The 16,594-nt window shown below is 55.7% G+C and carries 13 protein-coding genes; 9 read left to right on the forward strand and 4 right to left on the reverse strand.

What is annotated here, in order from left to right; all coding sequences use genetic code 11:
- Nucleotides 1-31 precede the first annotated feature (31 nt).
- The 5 genes from ssuE to ssuB are packed head-to-tail and all read left to right on the forward strand — an operon-like array spanning nucleotide 32 to nucleotide 4,276.
- Nucleotides 32-607, forward strand: coding sequence for an NADPH-dependent FMN reductase (gene ssuE / locus ABLV78_RS16880; protein WP_045395662.1), 576 nt, complete (start codon nucleotides 32-34; stop codon nucleotides 605-607).
- The gene (locus ABLV78_RS16885; RefSeq protein WP_047045628.1) at nucleotides 600-1,562 is read left to right on the forward strand and encodes a sulfonate ABC transporter substrate-binding protein; all 963 of its coding nucleotides are present in this window, start codon (nucleotides 600-602) and stop codon (nucleotides 1,560-1,562) included. Before ssuE ends, ABLV78_RS16885 begins: the two co-directional genes overlap by 8 nt.
- Complete coding sequence (gene ssuD / locus ABLV78_RS16890) at nucleotides 1,559-2,704, forward strand: FMNH2-dependent alkanesulfonate monooxygenase (RefSeq protein WP_045395668.1); 1,146 nt, start codon at nucleotides 1,559-1,561, stop codon at nucleotides 2,702-2,704. Before ABLV78_RS16885 ends, ssuD begins: the two co-directional genes overlap by 4 nt.
- A 10-nt stretch (nucleotides 2,705-2,714) precedes the next feature.
- On the forward strand, nucleotides 2,715-3,506 hold the full coding sequence (gene ssuC / locus ABLV78_RS16895; RefSeq protein WP_015367447.1) for an aliphatic sulfonate ABC transporter permease SsuC: 792 nt from the start codon (nucleotides 2,715-2,717) through the stop codon (nucleotides 3,504-3,506).
- The gene (ssuB, locus tag ABLV78_RS16900) at nucleotides 3,503-4,276 is read left to right on the forward strand and encodes an aliphatic sulfonates ABC transporter ATP-binding protein (RefSeq protein ID WP_047045623.1); all 774 of its coding nucleotides are present in this window, start codon (nucleotides 3,503-3,505) and stop codon (nucleotides 4,274-4,276) included. The genes ssuC and ssuB overlap by 4 nt, the downstream gene beginning before the upstream one ends.
- A gap of 173 nt (nucleotides 4,277-4,449) precedes the next feature.
- Here the strand turns inward: ssuB and pepN are convergent, their stop codons facing one another.
- The gene (gene pepN, locus ABLV78_RS16905) at nucleotides 4,450-7,065 is read right to left on the reverse strand and encodes an aminopeptidase N (RefSeq protein ID WP_047045620.1); all 2,616 of its coding nucleotides are present in this window, start codon (nucleotides 7,063-7,065) and stop codon (nucleotides 4,450-4,452) included.
- A gap of 328 nt (nucleotides 7,066-7,393) precedes the next feature.
- Here pepN and pncB point away from each other — a divergent pair, with 328 nt between their 5' ends.
- The 4 genes from pncB to ABLV78_RS16925 all read left to right on the forward strand — a co-directional run bounded on the left by pncB (nucleotide 7,394) and on the right by ABLV78_RS16925 (nucleotide 13,210).
- Nucleotides 7,394-8,596 carry a nicotinate phosphoribosyltransferase gene (gene pncB / locus ABLV78_RS16910; RefSeq protein ID WP_047045657.1) on the forward strand — a complete coding sequence of 401 codons (1,203 nt, stop codon included), beginning with the start codon at nucleotides 7,394-7,396 and terminating at the stop codon, nucleotides 8,594-8,596.
- A 164-nt stretch (nucleotides 8,597-8,760) separates the two neighbouring features.
- Nucleotides 8,761-10,161: an asparagine--tRNA ligase gene (gene asnS, locus ABLV78_RS16915; protein WP_047045619.1), complete on the forward strand. Its 1,401-nt coding sequence runs from the start codon at nucleotides 8,761-8,763 to the stop codon at nucleotides 10,159-10,161.
- Between the two features lie 592 nt (nucleotides 10,162-10,753).
- Nucleotides 10,754-11,833, forward strand: a complete 1,080-nt coding sequence (gene ompK35, locus ABLV78_RS16920) for a porin OmpK35 (RefSeq protein ID WP_047045617.1) — start codon at nucleotides 10,754-10,756, stop codon at nucleotides 11,831-11,833.
- Nucleotides 11,834-12,019: 186 nt separating this feature from the next.
- The gene (locus tag ABLV78_RS16925) at nucleotides 12,020-13,210 is read left to right on the forward strand and encodes an amino acid aminotransferase (protein WP_047045615.1); all 1,191 of its coding nucleotides are present in this window, start codon (nucleotides 12,020-12,022) and stop codon (nucleotides 13,208-13,210) included.
- Nucleotides 13,211-13,276: 66 nt separating this feature from the next.
- Here the strand turns inward: ABLV78_RS16925 and ABLV78_RS16930 are convergent, their stop codons facing one another.
- The 3 genes from ABLV78_RS16930 to ldtD all read right to left on the reverse strand — a co-directional run bounded on the left by ABLV78_RS16930 (nucleotide 13,277) and on the right by ldtD (nucleotide 16,588).
- Nucleotides 13,277-13,924: an MBL fold metallo-hydrolase gene (locus ABLV78_RS16930; protein WP_015367455.1), complete on the reverse strand. Its 648-nt coding sequence runs from the start codon at nucleotides 13,922-13,924 to the stop codon at nucleotides 13,277-13,279.
- Nucleotides 13,925-13,937: 13 nt separating this feature from the next.
- Nucleotides 13,938-14,489, reverse strand: a complete 552-nt coding sequence (mepK, locus tag ABLV78_RS16935) for a peptidoglycan L,D-endopeptidase MepK (protein ID WP_015367456.1) — start codon at nucleotides 14,487-14,489, stop codon at nucleotides 13,938-13,940.
- Nucleotides 14,490-14,791: 302 nt separating this feature from the next.
- Nucleotides 14,792-16,588 carry a L,D-transpeptidase LdtD gene (gene ldtD, locus ABLV78_RS16940; RefSeq protein ID WP_047045613.1) on the reverse strand — a complete coding sequence of 599 codons (1,797 nt, stop codon included), beginning with the start codon at nucleotides 16,586-16,588 and terminating at the stop codon, nucleotides 14,792-14,794.
- Nucleotides 16,589-16,594 lie beyond the last annotated feature (6 nt).

Here is a 16,594-nt window from a genome sequence, read left to right on the forward strand (position 1 = left end):
AAATGCAAACATTTGGTTATAAGGAGAGAGTATGCGCGTTATTACACTCGCGGGCAGTCCCCGCTACCCTTCTCGCTCAAGCGCATTGCTGGAGTACACCAGAGAGAAACTTGCCGCAGCCGACATCGAAGTCTATCACTGGCATTTACAGAATTTTGATCCCGAAGATCTGCTTTACGCCCGCTTCGATAACCCCGCTCTGCATACCTTAAATGAACAACTGGCCGGCGCCGATGGCCTGATTATCGCCACCCCCGTCTATAAAGCCTCTTTTTCCGGCGCGCTGAAGACGCTGCTCGACCTGCTACCGGAACGCGCTCTGGAAGGCAAAATTGTCCTGCCGCTGGCGACAGGCGGCACCATCGCCCATATGCTGGCGGTCGATTACGCTCTGAAACCGGTGCTTAATGCCCTGAAAGCGCAGGAAATCTTACATGGCGTTTTCGCCGATGATAGCCAGGTCACCGATTATCAACACAAGCCGCAGTTCACACCGAATCTGCAAAACCGTCTCGACCAGGCGCTGGAGACCTTCTGGCAGGCGCTGAATCGCCGCAACAGCCGTATCTCCGGACTAAAGACATTACAGGGGGTTGAGCATGCTTAATCCTCTGCGCGCCCTGACTCTCGGCGGGCTACTCATGCTTTCCTTTATTACGCATGCGGCCCAGCAAGCGCCGGAAGCGTTACGCATCGGCTACCAGAAAGGCAGCGTCAGTATGGTGCTGGCGAAGAGCCATCAGTTGCTGGAGCAGCGCTATCCGCAAACTAAGATCTCATGGGTCGAGTTTCCCGCCGGGCCGCAAATGCTGGAAGCGCTGAACGTCGGCAGTATTGATATCGGCAGTACTGGCGATATTCCACCAATTTTCGCTCAGGCTGCCGGCGCCGATCTGGTCTATATCGGCGCGGAACCCGCGAAACCGAAAGCGGAAGTGATTCTGGTCGCCGATAACAGCCCAATCAAAAGCGTGGCAGAACTGAAAGGACGTAAGGTGGCGTTCCAGAAGGGCTCCAGCTCGCACAATCTGCTGCTGCGCGCTCTGCAGCAGGCAGGCCTGAAATTCAGCGATATCCAGCCGGTATATCTTGCCCCCGCCGATGCCCGCGCCGCATTTCAGCAAGGTAATGTCGACGCCTGGGCTATCTGGGATCCCTATTACTCTGCGGCGCTGCTGCAAGGCGGGGTACGGGTACTGAAAGATGGTAGCGACCTGAAGCAGACCGGTTCGTTCTATCTTGCCGCCCGTCCTTATGCAGAAAAGAACGGCGCCTTTATCGAAGGCGTGTTGGCGACCTTTAGCCAGGCGGATGCCCTGACCATCAGCCATCGCCAGGAAAGTATTGCCCTGCTGGCCAAAACGATGGGGCTACCCGAAGCGGTAATCGCCAGCTATCTCGACCATCGTCCGCCAACCGCGATATCCCCGGTAAGCGCTGAAACGGCCGCTCGCCAACAGCAAACCGCCGATCTGTTCTATGAGAACAAGCTGGTACCGAAAAAAATCACTATTCAAAACCGTATCTGGCAGCCTGCCCCCGCACAAGGAGCGAAATCATGAGTCTGAATATGTTCTGGTTCTTACCCACCCACGGTGACGGCCGCTATCTGGGCACCGACGAAGGGGCGCGCCCGGTAGACTACAGCTATCTGCAGCAAATCGCCCAGACCGCCGACCGACTCGGCTTTACCGGCGTACTTATTCCCACCGGACGCTCCTGTGAAGATGCCTGGCTGGTTGCCGCTTCAATGATCCCCGTCACCCAGCGACTGAAGTTCCTCGTCGCGCTGCGCCCAAGCGTCGTATCGCCTACCGTCGCCGCGCGCCAGGCAGCTACGCTTGATCGACTCTCTAATGGCCGGGCCTTGTTCAACCTGGTCACCGGCAGCGATCCAAATGAATTAGCCGGCGATGGCGTATTCCTCGACCACACCGAACGCTACGAAGCCTCCGCCGAGTTCACCCATATCTGGCGCAAGCTGATGGAAGGCGAAACCGTGACCTTTCACGGCAAACATCAGCACGTACGCGGGGCGAAACTGCTCTTCCCGCCGCAGCAACAGCCGCGACCGCCGCTCTACTTTGGCGGCTCCTCGGACGTTGCCCAGGATCTGGCCGCCGAACAGGTAGACCTCTATCTGACCTGGGGCGAACCGCCGGCGCAGGTGGCGGAAAAAATCGCCCAGGTGCGTGAGAAAGCCGCGCGCCTCGGCCGCAGCGTCCGCTTTGGTATTCGTTTGCACGTCATCGTTCGCGAAACCAATGAAGAGGCATGGCAAGCGGCGGAGAGCTTAATCTCCCATCTGGATGACGAGACCATCGCCCGCGCGCAGGCAGCCTTCGCGCAAACCGATTCTGTTGGCCAGCACCGCATGGCGGCGCTGCACAACGGCCGTCGCGACAAACTGGAGATCAGCCCGAACCTGTGGGCCGGGGTCGGTCTGGCGCGCGGCGGCGCAGGTACTGCGCTGGTTGGCGATGCGGCCACCGTCGCTGAACGTATTAATGAATACGCCGAACTTGGCATCGACAGTTTTATCTTCTCCGGCTACCCGCACCTTGAGGAAGCCTGGCGAGTCGGCGAACTGCTGTTCCCGCTGCTCGATGTCAACGTTCCGACGATCCCTCAGCCGCAAAACCTGCGCCTGCAGGGGGAAGCGGTAGCGAATGAATTTATCCCGCGTAAAGCGGCGCAAAGTTAGGGAGCGAACTATGGCAGCCTCTTCGCAAAAACTTCTGTTACGCCTCGCCCCCTGGTTTTTACCGGTAGGCACCGTGTTGATCTGGCAATTGGCGTCCTCGGTAGGCTGGCTCTCAACCCGTATTCTCCCCTCTCCGGAGGGGGTACTGAAAGCCTTCTGGACGCTCTCCGCCAGCGGCGAACTGTGGCAACATCTGGCGATCAGTTCCTGGCGCGCCTTGCTTGGCTTCGCCATCGGCGGCTCCATCGGCCTGACGCTCGGGCTCATTAGCGGGCTCTCGCGTTGGGGCGAACGCCTGCTGGATACCTCCATCCAGATGTTGCGCAATGTGCCGCATCTCGCGCTGATCCCCCTGGTGATTTTGTGGTTCGGTATTGATGAAAGCGCCAAAATATTTCTTGTCGCGCTGGGGACGATGTTTCCGATTTATATCAATACCTGGCACGGCATTCGCAATATCGATCGCGGTCTGGTGGAAATGGCGCGTAGCTATGGCTTATCCGGATTCGCTCTTTTCCGCCACGTGATCCTCCCCGGCGCCCTGCCCTCGATTATGGTCGGCATTCGCTTCGCCCTCGGATTGATGTGGCTGACGCTTATCGTCGCTGAGACCATCTCGGCTAATGCCGGGATTGGCTATCTGGCGATGAACGCCCGCGAATTTCTGCAAACCGATGTGGTGGTGGTCGCCATTATTCTTTACGCCATACTCGGCAAGCTCGCCGATTTCAGCGCGCAACTGCTGGAACGCGTCTGGCTGCGCTGGAACCCGGCGTACCGTCTTCAGGAGGCTAACGCATGAATACTGCTCGTCTTAATCCCGGGATCCCGCTGTTACTCAATGGGGTCAGCAAACGCTACGGCGACAATGTCATTCTCAATGAGCTGGATTTACATATTCCTACCGGGCAATTTGTCGCGGTGGTCGGCCGTAGCGGCGGCGGTAAAAGCACCCTGTTGCGCCTGCTGGCCGGGTTGGAAAAACCCAACGGCGGCGAACTACTGGCAGGCGCGACGCCGCTTGCGCAGATTCAGGAGGATACGCGCATGATGTTCCAGGACGCGCGGTTGCTGCCCTGGAAGACGGTTATCGACAACGTTGGGCTTGGGCTGAAGGGCCAGTGGCGCGATGCCGCCCGCCAGGCGCTGGCCAGCGTCGGGCTGGAAGAGAGAGCCGATGAGTGGCCGGCCGCGCTTTCCGGCGGGCAAAAACAGCGCGTTGCGCTGGCCCGCGCGCTGATCCATCGCCCGCGCCTGTTATTGCTGGATGAACCGCTGGGAGCCCTCGACGCCCTCACCCGCCTGGAAATGCAGGAATTGATTGTTTCGCTCTGGCAGGAGCACGGCTTTACCGTGTTGCTGGTAACTCATGATGTGAGTGAAGCGGTGGCGATGGCCGACCGGGTGCTGTTAATAGAAGAAAAGAAAATCGGCCTCGATTTGAACGTGGATATTCCACGTCCGCGGCGGTTCGGCTCGGCGAAGCTGGCGGAACTGGAAGCACAGGTGCTCGATCGGGTGATGAAGCGCGGCGACAGCGAGCGCGCGCCGCGTTTGTTTAGTCATGGCTAACTAACGTCCCCGGCCCGCGCTTCGCTCGGCCGGACTACCAAATCGCAAAGCGCTGTAGCCCCGGTAAGCGAGTGCGCCACCGGGGATTTTGCGGCCACCAACACCGGCAGTTTCAGCCAGCGTAGTGAACCCGGATAAGGCGCTTGCGCCGCTATCCGGGATTTGCACCGCCGTTACGCCAGCGCCTTGGCGATCTTCTCGAACAGATCGCCGGAGAGATTCTCCAGCCCTTTCAGCTGTTCCAGCGCCGCACGCATCTTGGCCTGACGTTTCTCATCGTAACGTTTCAGACGAATCAGCGGCTCAATCAGACGCGACGCCACCTGCGGGTTGCGGCTATTGAGCTCGGTCAGCATTTCCACCAGGAACTGGTAACCGCTGCCGTCTTCGGCATGGAACGCCGCCGGGTTGCTACTCGCGAAGGCGCCGATCAGCGAACGTACACGGTTCGGGTTGCTCATCGTGAATGAACGGTGCTTGAGCAATCCGCGTACCGTCTCAACCACATTGGCCGCCGGGCTGGTGGACTGCAGGATGAACCACTTGTCCATCACCAGACCGTCCTGGTGCCACTTATCGTCATACTCCTGCATTAATACATCACGGCACGGCAACTCCGCCGCCACCGCCGACGACAGCGCAGCCAGCGCGTCGGTCATGTTGTCAGCATGATGATACTGGGCTTGCACCAGCTTATCTGCCAACTCAACATCGCCAAAAGCCAGATAGCGCAGGCAGGTATTGCGCAGAGAACGTTTACCGATATCGGCATGGTCTACGCGATAGCTGTCGAGCTTGTTGGCGTTGTAAACCACCAGCAGCTCATCGGCCAGCTCTTTCGCCAGCGTACGGGTCAGCGCTTCGCGCACCGCCGCGATGGCAATCGGATCGATGATGGTGAACAGTTCAGCGATTTCGTTGGCCGACGGCAGCGTTAAAATTTCCGCCGCCAGCGCCGGATCGATTTTTTCGTCGAGCAGGATCGCGCGGAAGGCGTCAGCGACGTGGATCGGCAGCGACAGCGGCTGTCCCTGCTGATGACGATTAACGTTGAGCTTGATGTAGGTCGCCAGCAGACTCTGCGCGGCATCCCAGCGCGAGAAGTCGTTACGCGCGTGGCGCATCAGGAACGTCAGCTGCTGGTCGCTCCATTTATATTCAAGCTTGACCGGCGCGGAGAATTCACACAGCAGCGCCGGTACCGGCTGGAAGTAAACGTTATCAAAGACGAATGTCTGCTCCGCCTGGGTCACGTTCAGCACGTGGTGCACGGGATGGCCGCCCTTCTGCAGCGGGATCGCTTTGCCTTCGTTATCGTACAGCTCGATACTGAACGGGATGTGCAGCGGCTGCTTGTCGGCCTGTTCCGCGGTCGGCGGCGTACGCTGGCTGATAGTCAGCGTGTACTGCTCGGTTTCCGGGTTATAGTCGTCATGCACGGTCACGACCGGCGTGCCGGACTGGCTGTACCAGCGACGGAAATGCGACAGATCTACGTTCGAAGCATCTTCCATCGCCTGCACGAAATCATCGCAGGTGGCGGCGCTGCCGTCGTGGCGTTCAAAGTACAACTGCATCCCTTTCTGGAAATTGGCTTCGCCTAACAGGGTGTGCAGCATACGGATCACTTCCGCGCCCTTTTCGTAGACCGTCAGGGTGTAGAAGTTGTTCATTTCAATAACCATATCCGGACGGATCGGGTGCGCCATCGGGCTGGCGTCTTCGGCAAACTGCAGCCCGCGCATGGTACGCACGTTGTTGATACGGTTTACCGCACGCGAGCCGAGATCGGAACTGAACTCCTGATCGCGAAATACGGTCAGCCCTTCTTTCAGGCTGAGCTGGAACCAGTCGCGACAGGTCACACGGTTGCCGGTCCAGTTATGGAAATATTCGTGACCAATGACGCGCTCGATATCGAGATAGTCTTTATCGGTCGCGGTATCGGTACGGGCCAGCACATATTTAGAGTTAAAGACGTTGAGGCCTTTGTTCTCCATCGCGCCCATGTTGAAGAAGTCGACGGCGACGATCATATAGATGTCGAGGTCATATTCGAGACCGAAACGGGTTTCGTCCCACTTCATTGAGTTTTTCAGCGAGGTCATCGCCCACGGCGCGCGGTCGAGATTGCCGCGGTCAACGTACAGTTCGAGCGCGACTTCACGCCCGGAACGGGTGGTGAAGGTATCACGCAGCACGTCGAAATCGCCGGCCACCAGCGCGAACAGGTAACAGGGTTTTGGGAACGGATCCTGCCACTGGATCCAGTGACGGCCCTTGTCCAGCTCGCCCTGCGCTACGCGGTTGCCGTTAGAAAGCAGGTAGGGGTATTTCGCTTTATCGGCGATGATTTTGGTGGTGAAGCGCGCCAGCACGTCCGGGCGGTCGAGGTACCAGGTAATATGGCGGAAGCCTTCTGCTTCGCACTGGGTACATAGCGCTTCGCCTGATTGATACAGGCCTTCCAGCGCGGTGTTCGCCGCCGGGCTAATTTCATTGACGATAGTCAGAGTGAAACTGTCCGGCAAACCGCTAATCACCAGCTGATTGTTTTCTTCTTTATAGTCGTTCCACGGCTGGCCGTTCACCTGCAGTGAAATCAGGGTCAGGTCTTCGCCATCCAGACGCAATGGCACATCAGACGCAGCCGCGTGACGGGAAACCTTACTCTCGGCCGTGACAACGGTTTTCGCGGCATCCAGGTCAAAGGTCAAATCAATATCGCTAATCAGATAATCCGGCGCACGGTAGTCGTGGCGGTATTTGGCTTGGGGCTGTTGTGTCATAAAAAACCTTTAGCGTGTCTGTAAAGTATCGGCTCCAGTCTATTCCTGTTGCGCAGATCGCGCTACGCAGAATCTTCATCTTTTCAACGTTCAACACGAAAATCGCTACATATTGATAACACATGAGGCACGAAATGCGCTCGACCCGGCGCAAAGCTTGTGGTGTGATCCGTGTTCAATATATTAAACTAGGCCTCGCAAATGACCGTCAGCGTTACCGTCGAGCCATCGCAGCAGGACAGCACCGGGTATTAAAGGTATACTCCGCCTCCTTTTTTCTGCTTTGGTTTGAATGGAACGCCCCAGTGAGAGGATGCTACTGCGCACCATGACACAATTCACTTCTCCTGTACTGCACTCGCTGCTTGATACGGATGCCTATAAGCTGCATATGCAGCAGGCCGTCTTCCACCGCTACTATGATGTGGAGGTGGCGGCAGAGTTCCGCTGCCGCGGAGACGATCTGCTCGGCATCTATGCCGACGCGATTCGCGAGCAGGTTGAAACCATGCGCGACCTGAAGCTGCAGGACGATGAGTATCACTGGCTGTCCACCCTGCCGTTCTTCTCGCAGGACTATCTCGACTGGCTGCGCGACTTCCGCTACGACCCGAGCCAGGTCACCGTCATCAACGATCATGGCAAGCTGAATATTCGCCTCGCCGGGCCGTGGCGCGAAGTGATCATGTGGGAAGTGCCGCTGCTGGCGGTCATCAGCGAACTGGTGCACCACTACCGTTCGCCGGAAATCGGCGTCGATCTGGCGCTGGAGACGCTCGAACATAAGCTTGCCGACTTCGCCGACATGACCGCCGCCATCGATATGTCGGCATTCCGCCTGATGGATTTCGGCACCCGCCGCCGCTTCTCCCGCGAAGTACAACAGGCTATCGTGCAGCGCTTGCAGCAGGAGCCGTGGTTTGTCGGCACCAGCAACTACGATCTGGCCCGCCGACTCAATTTAACCCCGATGGGTACCCAGGCGCACGAATGGTTCCAGGCCCACCAGCAAATCAGTCCAAACCTGGCCAGCAGCCAGCGCGCGGCGCTAGCCGCCTGGCTGGCGGAATATCCGGATCAGCTGGGTATTGCCCTGACCGACTGCATCACCATGGACGCTTTCCTGCGTGATTTCGGCCCTGAATTCGCTACCCGCTATCAGGGACTGCGCCATGACTCCGGGGATCCGCTGGAGTGGGGCGAGAAAGCTATCGCCCATTATCAGAAATTGGGTATCGACCCGATGAGTAAAGTGCTGGTGTTCTCCGATAACCTCGACCTCGGCAAAGCGGTCGAACTGTATCGCCACTTCTCCTCGCGGGTGAAGCTCAGCTTCGGTATCGGCACCCGGTTAACCTGCGACATCCCACAGGTGAAACCGCTAAATATCGTGATAAAACTAGTAGAATGTAACGGCAAACCGGTGGCGAAACTCTCCGATAGCCCGGGTAAAACCATCTGCCACGATAAGGCGTTCGTCCGCGCCCTGCGCGAGGCCTTCGACCTGCCGCCGATTAAAAAGGCGAGTTAATTTCAACAAGGAGCCTCTCAGGCTCCTTTTTCTTTATTATTTATTGTCAAATTATCCCTTTATGATGCGAATTCTGCTTGTCTGATGGAAGATGACAGGTAACATAGATATCCCCCCGTTGAAGGGGAAGAGACTTTTTTATTGGACTATATAGAGAGAATATTATGAGCGTTGTGCCTGTAGCCGACGTACTCCAGGGCCGCGTTGCCGTTGACAGCGAAGTCACCGTGCGCGGATGGGTGCGTACCCGCCGAGATTCTAAAGCTGGCTTTTCTTTCCTCGCCGTCTATGACGGTTCCTGCTTTGATCCTGTACAGGCCGTTATTAATAATTCTCTGCCCAATTACAATCAGGAAGTGTTGCGCCTGACCACCGGCTGTTCGGTTATCGTCACCGGTAAAGTCGTGGCCTCCCAGGGTCAGGGCCAGAGCTTTGAAATCCAGGCCTCCAGCGTGGAAGTCACCGGCTGGGTTGAAGATCCGGACACCTACCCGATGGCGGCGAAACGCCACAGCATCGAGTATCTGCGTGAAGTGGCGCACCTGCGTCCGCGCACCAACCTGATTGGCGCGGTAGCGCGCGTACGCCACACCCTGGCGCAGGCGCTGCATCGCTTCTTCGACGAACAGGGTTTCTTCTGGGTATCCACCCCGCTTATCACCGCTTCCGATACCGAAGGCGCCGGTGAAATGTTCCGCGTATCGACGCTAGATCTGGAAAACCTGCCGCGTAACGACCAGGGTAAAGTCGATTTCGATAAAGACTTCTTCGGTAAAGAGTCGTTCCTGACCGTTTCCGGCCAGTTGAACGGTGAGACCTATGCCTGCGCATTGTCCAAAATCTATACCTTCGGCCCAACCTTCCGCGCCGAAAACTCCAACACCAGCCGCCACCTGGCGGAGTTCTGGATGCTGGAGCCAGAAGTTGCCTTCGCCAGCCTCAACGATGTTGCCGGTCTGGCGGAAGCCATGCTGAAGTACGTCTTCAAGGCGGTACTGGAAGAGCGTGCGGATGACATGAAGTTCTTTGCCGAGCGCGTAGATAAAGACGCCATCGACCGTCTGCAGCGTTTTGTCTCTGCTGATTTCGCTCAGGTTGATTACACCGACGCCGTCACTATCCTGGAAAACTGCGGCAAGCAGTTTGAAAACCCGGTGTACTGGGGCGTGGATCTCTCCTCAGAGCATGAGCGTTATCTGGCCGAAGAGCACTTCAAAGCGCCGGTGGTCGTGAAAAATTATCCGAAAGACATTAAGGCGTTCTACATGCGCCTTAACGAAGACGGTAAAACCGTCGCCGCAATGGACGTTCTGGCGCCGGGCATCGGTGAAATCATCGGCGGCTCCCAGCGTGAAGAACGTCTCGACGTGCTGGACGCGCGTATGGCCGAAATGGGTCTGAATAAAGAAGACTACTGGTGGTATCGCGACCTGCGCCGTTACGGCACCGTACCGCATTCTGGCTTCGGTCTGGGCTTCGAGCGTCTTATCGCCTACGTAACAGGGGTACAGAACGTTCGCGACGTGATTCCTTTCCCACGTACGCCACGTAACGCCACATTCTAATCGCGTTTCGTTAAAACACTGACAAGGTCGGCGCAAGCCGGCCTTTTTTTATGTCAATTTTTGTGAGCGAATTTCAACAAACTTAAACATCAACCTTCACAATTCGTAATTATGTTACTCACTATTTCCTTACCCTTAGTACGTAGATTTCGCACCTTATGTTAAGACATAAATGAATACACTGATTGAATTGGCTATTTTTTAATCATTACGCGCACGTTATGCAAAAAAGGCGCCTGAACGAAAAAGGAGCCAAACTGAGACAAAAAATAATCAAATCTGTCTTTAGCGAAAATATTCATAACTAATTCATATAGATATATATAAGAAGGTGACAATCTTCGCAAAGTGGAACGGAATTTTGATTGAGTTCACAAAGTTCCCAAAAATAAATATTTGGTTACATGTTTTTTCTTTTTGTTACTACTTTACGATATTGGTAGCATTTTCCGGCTAGCGAAACGGCACTACCGATGGAAAGATGCCTTCAGACACCAAACTATCTTCAATAGTTCTGTAAATTTTCATTGACGGAATTTATTGGCGGCGGTGGCAAGTGTCATATAAAAAATATTAATGAGGGTAATAAATAATGATGAAGCGCAATATTCTGGCAGTGGTGATCCCTGCCCTGCTGGTAGCCGGTGCGGCCAACGCTGCGGAAATCTATAACAAAAATGGTAACAAGCTGGATTTCTACGGAAAAATGGTTGGCGAACATGTCTGGACCACCAATGGTGACACCAGCAGCGACGACACCACCTATGCCCGTATCGGCCTGAAAGGCGAAACCCAAATCAACGACCAGTTGATCGGTTACGGCCAGTGGGAATACAACATGGATGCGTCCAACGTTGAAGGTTCCCAGACCACTAAAACCCGTCTGGCCTTCGCCGGTCTGAAAGCGGGCGAATATGGTTCATTCGACTATGGCCGTAACTACGGCGCCATCTACGACGTCGAATCCGCAACCGATATGCTGGTTGAGTGGGGCGGCGACGGCTGGAACTACACCGATAACTACATGACCGGCCGTACTAACGGCGTGGCCACCTACCGTAACTCAGACTTCTTCGGTCTGGTTGACGGTCTGAGCTTCGCGCTGCAGTACCAGGGTAAAAACGATCACGACCGTGTGATTCGTAAACAGAACGGCGACGGCTTCAGCACCGCGGCAACCTACGCGTTTGATAACGGTATCGCGCTGTCCGCAGGTTACGCTAACTCCAACCGTAGCGTTGACCAGAAGCGCGACGGCAACGGTAACAAAGCTGAAGCATGGGCAACCTCTGCTAAGTACGATGCTAACAACATCTACGCCGCTGTTATGTACTCCCAGACTTACAACATGACCCCGGAAGAAGATAACTACTTCGCGGGCAAAACTCAGAACTTCGAAGCTGTGGTTCAGTATCAGTTCGATTTCGGTCTGCGTCCGTCCCTCGGCTACGTGCAGACTAAAGGTAAAAATCTGCAGGCTCGCGGCGGCTTCGGCGGCGGCGATGCGGACCTGGTTAAATACATTGAACTGGGTACCTGGTACTACTTCAACAAAAACATGAACGTGTACGCGGCGTACAAGTTCAACCAGCTGGACGACAACTCCTATACTCGTGAAGCAGGCGTTGCCACCGACGACCAGGCTGCGGTTGGTATCGTTTACCAGTTCTAATCTGTAGTACACCCCTTCGTGATATGCCTAAAAAGCAGGACTTCGGTCCTGCTTTTCTGCGTTACTAAGACGAAGATCGTAACTTGCAAAAACCTTCTCGCTTTTTGTCGCAAACGGTTGGCAATTTGTAAATCTACCGTTACCCTGATAGCGGATTTCCCTCAGTAATCACAATGGAACCTCGTCATGTTTGAGAACATTACAGCCGCCCCTGCCGACCCTATTCTGGGCCTGGCCGATCTGTTTCGTGCCGATGACCGCCCAGGCAAAATTAACCTCGGAATTGGTGTTTACAAAGATGAGACAGGTAAAACGCCTGTTCTGACCAGCGTAAAAAAAGCCGAGCAATATCTGCTGGAAAATGAAACCACCAAAAACTACCTAGGTATTGATGGTATTCCGGAGTTTGGTCGTTGCACTCAGGAGCTGCTGTTCGGTAAAGGAAGCGCAATTATCAGCAATAAGCGCGCCCGTACCGCCCAAACCCCAGGCGGCACCGGCGGCCTGCGCGTAGCGGCTGATTTCCTTGCCAAAAACACCGACGTTAAACGGGTATGGGTAAGCAACCCAAGCTGGCCGAACCATAAAAGCGTTTTCGGCGCTGCCGGGCTGGAAGTGCGTGAGTACGCTTACTACGATGCCGCTAACCACCAGCTTGATTTCGACGGTCTGCTAGCCAGCCTGAACGAAGCGCAGGCGGGCGACGTTGTGCTGTTCCACGGCTGCTGCCACAACCCAACCGGCATCGATCCAACGCTGGAACAGTGGCAACAGCTGGCGCAGATGTCCGCCGAAAAAGGCTGGCTGCCGCTGTTTGACTTCGCCTACCAGGGCTTCGCCCGCGGTCTGGAAGAAGACGCTGAAGGCCTGCGCGCGTTTGCCGCGCTGCATAAAGAGCTACTGGTCGCCAGCTCTTACTCTAAAAACTTCGGCCTGTATAACGAGCGCGTTGGCGCCTGTACGCTGGTTGCCGCCGATCAGGACACCGTCGATCGCGCGTTCAGCCAGATGAAAGCGGTTATCCGCGCCAACTACTCAAACCCGCCGGCGCACGGTGCCTCGGTGGTGGCGACGATTCTCAGCAACGACGCGCTGCGCGCCATCTGGGAACAAGAACTCACCGATATGCGCCAGCGTATTCAGCGCATGCGCTTACTGTTTGTGAATACTCTGCAGGAAAAAGGCGCCAGCCGCGACTTTACCTTCATCACCAAACAGAATGGGATGTTCTCGTTTAGCGGCCTGACCAAAGAGCAGGTACTGCGTCTGCGTGAAGAGTTCGCTATTTATGCGGTCGCGTCCGGGCGTATCAACGTTGCCGGCATGACGCCTGATAATATGGCGCCGCTGTGCGAAGCCATCGTCGCGGTGCTGTAATTCCCAGCCCTGACACATAAGAAAAGGCCGCAATCGCGGCCTTTTTTACTTCCTTGAGGTCAGGCATTACCAGACCGGCATTTCATCCTGCAGGAACGGATTATGCAGGCGCTCATATCCCAGCGTCGATAACGGGCCATGACCGGGGATAAATGTCACGTCGTCGCCCAAAGGCAACAGTTTACGTTTAATCGCATCAATCAGCTGGCCGTGGTCGCCGCGCGGGAAGTCGCTGCGCCCTACTCCGCCTTTGAAAATCACATCGCCGGAAATCAGCAGACGCGAGGCATCGTCAAAGAAAACCACGTGCCCCGGCGTATGGCCAGGACAGTGCAATACCTGCAAAGCGATATTGCCGACGGTTACCACATCCCCTTCATTCAGCCAGCGGTCCGGCTGCAAAGGCTGACATTCATCCAGCCCGAACATGCGGCTTTGCGCCGGCAATCCTTCCAGCCAGAACTCATCTTCTTTTTCCGGTCCAATAATTGGCACACCGTAATGTTGCGCCAGCTCGGCTGCCGCACCGACGTGATCCAGGTGCCCATGCGTCAACAGGATCTGCATCAGGCTGACGCCTGCCGCCGCGACTTCTTCCTTGATGCGCTCGGCATCGCCGCCAGGATCGACCAGAGCGGCAAGCCGGGTTTGTTCACACCAAATTAAAGAACAGTTCTGGGCGAACGCCGTGACCGGAATAATACGATAGTTCATGATGCTCCTTTCGTTACCAGTGCCGTACCGGACCGGTATCAATATGCACAAAGTTGCTACGTGGGTAGTATCCTACACCACCTGAGCGCATAGATAACGCCGCTTTGCGAATATTGCTTAAGGCAACGCCTTCAATGTGGAAATCCATCGCCTGGCCTTTGGTGTGATAGCTATGTTTCGCTACACCACGGCTTCGTGCGCGAAGTTCATCGTTGGTATCGACGGAGCGATAACCGGAGATGAGCTGGACAGGCTTATTGGTGCCGAGTAGTCCCTGTAGGCGATAAAGCTGATCGAATAATCCTGGGTCAATAGACTTAATTTTATTCGCGCGGAAATCACGGAAAAAATGGTTAAGTCTTGCTAATTCATCCTGAATATAGCCTCTACCATCGAAAAACTCCGCCTTGAGTGATTCACCGGTGTGCAGGTTATTCAGCGTCAAAATACGCGGTCGGGGGGTCGAGAGGGTGGCAAATGCCGGCGCAGGGAGAATGGCGGCAGCACCGAGGGCAGCGCCACCCAACGCCAGCAATCTGCGGCGATTAGCGTCAAATTTGTCCATGATAATCAGGTCTACAGGTAAATGAATCGTAATATACTATTCCGCTACAACGTATTTGGCTGACGACGCGCTAACGCTCCCTTACCGCTAATAAAGCTCAGCAGGAGAGCGTTTTCGTTCTGACCGCCGCAATACATTTTTGCGGATTATATGTATATGCACTTCTGGCGCACGAAAGGCACCTTACCGGGCATTATTGCCAACGTCAAGGCAGCCTCACCCCAGGAAATACGGGCCTTGTAGACGACCATGGCCCGATTTCGTTCAGTGCTAGGACAACATTTTTCGCAGAACTACTTCATTTACCTGATTAATTGTTCCGCTTTTGGCAGAATTTGTGCGCTGGATCGCGCGGTGAGATCGTAATTGTAAATATCTGTTCGATATTGTGTACGTCCATCAGCGCCAACAAAGGCAGTCAAATAATATAAATTAACCGGAATATTTTGCCGAATATTGACGTAGCGCGTATCCCCTTGTTTCAGCGCGTCGGAAATGCGTGAATCATTCCAGCCCGCATCCTGCAATAGCATATTCGCCAGTTCAGATGCTTTATTGACGCGAACGCAGCCCGAGCTCAACGCGCGAACATCTTTCTGGAACAGATTGTGGTTCGGCGTATCGTGGAGATAAATAGCATCCGAGCTTGGCATATTGAACTTATACCGCCCCAGCGAGTTGCGCGCGCCCGGCGCCTGCTGGAAACGGAACGGTAGATTCTTCTCGGTGATGGTAGACCAATCGACACCATACGGATCGATAGCTTCTTTGCTGTTCCAGCCGCGCATCAACGTATAACCATGCTGCTCCAGATAGCCTGGATTGTTGCGCACCTTCGGCAGGATATCTTTGCGCGCCAGCGTCGGCGGCACGTTCCACGGCGGGTTGACCACCACGTTGTTCAACGCGCTGCTCATCATCGGCGTTTTACGATCCGGACGACCGACAATGACCCGCGATGCCAGCACCTGACTGCCGTCCTGATAGTAGACCAGCGAGAACGCCGGAATATTGACCATGATACCGGTGGACAATTTACTCGGTAGCAAACGCAGACGCTGGATATTCAGCGCCAGCACCCCGGCACGCTGCGCCGAAGAGACGTTCAGCCAGTCGCGGGTAGACTGGCCGATGACGCCGTCAGCGCCCAGCCCCTGCCAGGCCTGAAAGCGTTTAACGCCCTCGACCAGTTGGCGATCGTACACGCCACGCGCGGCAGGTTTTGTTTTCGATTTCGGTTTCGCCGATGGGCTTACCACATCGCCCGGGAGGGCGATTTTCGCCGAATCATCCAGCATGCCGGTACGCTGCAGGATTTCACGCAGCGCGCCAATATCGTTGCTCCACTCTCCCGGACGTAGCGAGGCGTTGCTGGTCAGTTGCGGCCACGGACGGTTATCCGCCACCAGCGTCAGCAGCGCCTGATGCATTGCTTCATATTGTGAATGTTGCGGCGCCAGTCCGGCAATAAATTGCGTTAACGAACCGTTATCCAGCGCCAGCTGCCACTGATTGATGACCGAGAGCGGCGGCGTCGTCATTTTGTAAGGCGTTGAGCCGTACAGCCAACGGTTCCCCTGCATCGGAATACCGCTAATAAAATGCAGATATCCCATCATGGCGTCGGAGAGCACGACATCGCGGGCCAGGCCGCTGACTGACGGGTCAGTCAGTAGGCTCACCCAGGTGGTGAACTGCGGCTGGAAGCCAGCGATAGCGACCTCCGCCAGCTGCTGCTGGAAGGCCTGTACCGCTTCGCGGTTCTCCCACATGGGTTTCATGTCGCGGGCAGCGTACAGCGCTACCAGCGGATTGATATAAACCGGATGATAACCAGACGGCAGTAAGCCCTCGATTTCAGCACGGCTTTTCGCCACCGCATCCGCCGCCAGCGGCTTCTCGCCGGCCATTTGCGCGACCGCAGCGGACTGGCCGTCGCTTTGGGCTAATGCCGACGACAGATCGCCCACCGTCGCGGAACTATCTGTGGGTATAACTTCAGGCTCTGCGGCCTGGACATTGAACAGCGGAGCAAATGCAAAAGCCAGGCTCAGGCTGAGCACCGACAATTGTCGACCATACCGTTTCTTTAGCAACATCCCTTG

Source organism: Klebsiella sp. CN_Kp075, assembly GCF_040065055.2.
Taxonomy (GTDB): domain Bacteria; phylum Pseudomonadota; class Gammaproteobacteria; order Enterobacterales; family Enterobacteriaceae; genus Klebsiella; species Klebsiella aerogenes.

What these genes read in the sequence shown, in the direction of transcription:
- ssuE (WP_045395662.1), top strand. Translation starts at nt 32, where the DNA reads ATGCGCGTTATTACACTCGCGGGCAGTCCCCGCTACCCTTCTCGCTCA.
- ABLV78_RS16885 (WP_047045628.1), top strand. Translation starts at nt 600, where the DNA reads ATGCTTAATCCTCTGCGCGCCCTGACTCTCGGCGGGCTACTCATGCTT.
- ssuD (WP_045395668.1), top strand. Translation starts at nt 1,559, where the DNA reads ATGAGTCTGAATATGTTCTGGTTCTTACCCACCCACGGTGACGGCCGC.
- ssuC (WP_015367447.1), top strand. Translation starts at nt 2,715, where the DNA reads ATGGCAGCCTCTTCGCAAAAACTTCTGTTACGCCTCGCCCCCTGGTTT.
- ssuB (WP_047045623.1), top strand. Translation starts at nt 3,503, where the DNA reads ATGAATACTGCTCGTCTTAATCCCGGGATCCCGCTGTTACTCAATGGG.
- pepN (WP_047045620.1), bottom strand. Translation starts at nt 7,065, where the DNA reads ATGACACAACAGCCCCAAGCCAAATACCGCCACGACTACCGTGCGCCG.
- pncB (WP_047045657.1), top strand. Translation starts at nt 7,394, where the DNA reads ATGACACAATTCACTTCTCCTGTACTGCACTCGCTGCTTGATACGGAT.
- asnS (WP_047045619.1), top strand. Translation starts at nt 8,761, where the DNA reads ATGAGCGTTGTGCCTGTAGCCGACGTACTCCAGGGCCGCGTTGCCGTT.
- ompK35 (WP_047045617.1), top strand. Translation starts at nt 10,754, where the DNA reads ATGATGAAGCGCAATATTCTGGCAGTGGTGATCCCTGCCCTGCTGGTA.
- ABLV78_RS16925 (WP_047045615.1), top strand. Translation starts at nt 12,020, where the DNA reads ATGTTTGAGAACATTACAGCCGCCCCTGCCGACCCTATTCTGGGCCTG.
- ABLV78_RS16930 (WP_015367455.1), bottom strand. Translation starts at nt 13,924, where the DNA reads ATGAACTATCGTATTATTCCGGTCACGGCGTTCGCCCAGAACTGTTCT.
- mepK (WP_015367456.1), bottom strand. Translation starts at nt 14,489, where the DNA reads ATGGACAAATTTGACGCTAATCGCCGCAGATTGCTGGCGTTGGGTGGC.
- ldtD (WP_047045613.1), bottom strand. Translation starts at nt 16,588, where the DNA reads ATGTTGCTAAAGAAACGGTATGGTCGACAATTGTCGGTGCTCAGCCTG.